Source organism: Candidatus Latescibacterota bacterium (assembly GCA_019038625.1).
Classification (GTDB): Bacteria; Krumholzibacteriota; Krumholzibacteriia; order Krumholzibacteriales; family Krumholzibacteriaceae; genus JAGLYV01.
Genome location: JAHOYU010000122.1, coordinates 1 through 3,753, shown reverse-complemented (window position 1 = coordinate 3,753; position 3,753 = coordinate 1). Strand labels below are relative to the sequence as shown.

Sequence of the window (3,753 nt, the reverse complement as noted above, 5' to 3'; positions counted from 1 at the left end):
CGTCTGCCCGCTGTATCGTATGTTCTGAGCGACCCAGTGCAGAAGGACCTCAGCCCTCCTCTCTTCCGATGCTTTTTCCACTCTCGCGTCTCGTAGTATCTCTTCCACTTTTTCTCTGATATCGTCTGTGACCTCGAACTGGTTTTTATTCACATCGAAAAACCATCTGCTTTTCGCTTCCCAACTCTCCGCAGTCGCCATCACGACCTTTGTGACAAAGTCACTTTTGTCCGGCTGGTTTGCTTCGTGAGTACGGGGAAGTATATCCAGCCCCCACCATTGATACTCTGTCCTCTCCTCATCATATGAGGTGGCCGAGTAAAGAGGTCCGTTGTAGACCTGGGAATGAAGCCTTTTATCAGATGGGAGACTGAGAACGTATCGCTTTTCGATGACCGGCACTTCTTCGTCAAAATATACGATGTCGAAATATTCGCCTGGCATCGGAGGAATATACTGTTCGTCACCCTCGGCTCCAGTCTCGCCTCCGTGAAGACCATCTCCAAGAAGAGCATATGTGAATCCCTTGCGGGAGACCCTGATCTCGATTCCATCGCCTACCAGGAGTTCAGGTAGTTGAAGGGTCTTTATGCGATCATTCCAATAAATCATTCTCTGGGGCGCCGGCAGGTCATGGACCATCGAAACATCTACAGGGATCTTTTTACCTTCTCTTATGACATTTACCTCTTTGACCTCTATATAGCTGCTTTGAGGGTCATAACTCCAACCCAGTACGGATCTGTCCCTGCATCCAGCGGTCGTAAGGATTTTATGGATGATATGACTCTCGACATATGTGACCCCTGTCGGCTTGACAAAGTTCCTGGCATAGTCGTAAACAACTATCCAGTCAGCACCTCCATTGGACTCTGAAGAACCGGCATCTTCGACTCTCGAAAAAACATCCGGAGTCGATATGTCTCCAGGCGGCCTGCCCGATTCATCGGTCCCGGATACGGAAACAGCCATTAAAAGAAGGAATGTGACAATAAATATAGTGAGAGGGAATAGACGCAAGACACGGTTTTCCACAGGAACAACCTCCTTTGAGACACCTTTATGATTCTGGCCTGAAGCGTGAGTCTAGTGGAAATCCAGGAAACTGTCAAGACAGCCTGATCTTACCACCTCCTGTCATCTCCTCCGGAAAAATACCGGAAAGACTTTCAGCTCGACCGGGAATATTCGTGTGGGACAATCCTCGACTTATCGTGTTTCCACGATATTTCGGAGGCGGATGAAAGGACCCGTCCTTCGGCAACATCAATGTTATAAAGACTAACATGCAGTTAATAAATTGCTTGTAAAATTGTTTTAACAAACACCGATTTCGGCACATTTTCTGCAATACAAATAGACCGTCATGTAGATACGAAGCAGGGATTTTTCGGGATGAAGATCCTCACGGATCGAGGTCTTGCGGGCCTCAAGTCAGGGATGACTGAATACAACAAAGGCTGACAACAGCGGCTGAATCTTCTATTGATTTAATCGGGTGTCAATTCGAGAAGATTGTCGCGGCGCTACTTCTTTTGATCTGAATATCCACTCACCTGCCAGAACAGGTCTGATGGCACAGGCTGTTTCACTTATTTTCTGATCAATCTGATCACCACATCTGTCATCTGAGAGGATACGATGAACATACCGGTGCGCGTACTCTGCCCCTGCTGTGGAAAAGAAAACCACCTCTACTATGGAAAATGGACTCTGGTATGCTCCTGCGGACACATCCTGCATCTGGGTCCTTCCCCGGTAAGACTGCAGTTTCTCGGCAGAGACAGCATCCCTGAAGAACATTCATTCGTTTCATCCGGACAACCTGAAGGAGAGAAAGTCATGGGTAAATCAGTATGGATAAACTGTCCCTGTTGTGGAGAGGATGTTAAAGTATACCAGGGGAAATGGACACTTGCCTGTATCTGTAGGCAGCTTCTCTACTTCGGGTCACTACCTGTGAGGTTTCAGATCATGGGGAGTAGAAACGCGGAAGAATCATGTCAGCCAGCGCTATCATAGTCGGCACAACGTCAAATCAGTCATGATTTACGGCAGACTCTTGAAGAATTGTGAAATTGGGATATAATATACACAGTACGTAACTATCAAATTACTATCTAAATCTGACAGTTTCTGGCAATCCAGGGATCGTCGTGAAACTAACGGGCAGGATTTTCTTTTCTCTGATTCCGCTGACAGGTGCTGGTAGTATGGTCGTGTGGGGAATCGTAATCACCCTCCTTGTTGTCGTAGTCGTCCTTGCTATATCGAAAATCAGGTTGCACCGTGTCTGCAATGAATTGAACCAGCGTATTTCGGAAAAAAGCAGGGACCTTCTAAGGACGAGCCAGTGTCTCGAGTGCGAGATCGCGAAATCGATTGAGTTCAGACAGGCCGTAGAAGAAAGTGAGCAACGTTATCAACAACTGGTAGAAAATGCTCCGGATATATTTCACGAGTGGTCCACGGTCCGCGGTGGGCTCTATTTTTCGAGACAGGCCGAACTTATCCTGGGGTACCCCCTCGAAAGACTGTATGAAGATCCATTTCTATTCTTCAATTCTATTCACCCGGACGACAGACCGACCATGGAAAAGGCGATCCAGAACTGTAAACAGGGCGATACAATAAGCGAAATATACCGGATCAGGGATGCCAGCGGGAAATGGCACTGGTTTCATTATCACTCTATCGATATCCGCAGTGAAGGAGACGATATAGTCGTTACTGGTTCTTCAAGGGATATCACCGACAGGATGGAGGCAGAGGAGACTATCAGGCTTACTCTGACCGCTGTCGATCTCGCCGGCGACGAAGTTTACTGGATCAGGCCGGATAACAGCTTCGGATACGCTAATGAACAGGCCTGCAAAAAACTGGGATATTCTCATGAGGATCTGCTGACTCTTTCAATGTGCGACATCGATCCCAACTTCACTCCAGAGAGCACGGAGCTATTATGGAATGAAGTAAGGCGTAAGAAACATATTCTTATGGAAACATCACACAGAACAAAATCCGGAGTTTTATATCCTGTCGAGATTCGCGCTAACTACATCGAATTCAGAGGAAAAGAATATCTCTTCGCCTTCTGCCAGGATGTCTCTGAAAGAAAAGAAAGCGAAGAAAAGTTAATGATCACGCAGACTGCCGTGGACTGTGCCGCAGACGAGATCTTCTGGATCGCTCCGGATCTGACGTTCAAGTATGTGAACGACCAGGCATGTCGCGTACTCGAATATTCACGCGAGGAACTCCTCGATATGTCCATTACGGATATCAACCCTGAATACGACAGGGAAATGATGACGAATCTGTGGGCCGAACTTAGAGAAAAGAATAGTACTCTCATAGAATCTGTTCACAGGACTAAATCCAACCGGGAATATCCTGTCGAAATCAGCTTTGAATACACGAGATTCGGAGACAGGGAGATAGTCTTCGCGTTTGCCAGGGATTTCACGGTCCGAAAAATGGCAGAACAGGACCTGAAAAATATATTCTCAGAGATACAGCAACTCAAAGATCATGTCGAAGCCGAAAATGTCATCCTGCGAAGAGAAGTGAGGATTCTCGGACACGGAACAGTCATCGGAGAAAGCCCCGAGATAATCGCGGTGATGTCACACGTGGCGAAAGTCGCCGCGACTGATTCCACAGTAATGATAACCGGAGAAACTGGTACGGGCAAAGAACTTATCGCGCGCGCCATCCACGATATGAGTCCACGCAAAGAACGCCCCTTCATAG

The 3,753-nt window shown here is 47.3% G+C and carries 3 protein-coding genes; 2 read left to right on the top strand and 1 reads right to left on the bottom strand.

The annotated features are described in order from the left end of the window. Positions 1-1,035: DUF3857 domain-containing protein (locus tag KOO63_09855; GenBank protein ID MBU8922108.1), on the bottom strand; the 1,035-nt coding region annotated here is incomplete at its 3' end. 606 nt (positions 1,036-1,641) lie between these two features. Between KOO63_09855 and KOO63_09850 the strand changes: the two genes are divergently transcribed. Next, positions 1,642-2,022: a hypothetical protein gene (locus KOO63_09850; GenBank protein ID MBU8922107.1), complete on the top strand. Its 381-nt coding sequence runs from the start codon at positions 1,642-1,644 to the stop codon at positions 2,020-2,022. 134 nt (positions 2,023-2,156) lie between these two features. Continuing rightward, positions 2,157-3,753: PAS domain S-box protein (locus KOO63_09845; GenBank protein ID MBU8922106.1), on the top strand; the 1,597-nt coding region annotated here is incomplete at its 3' end.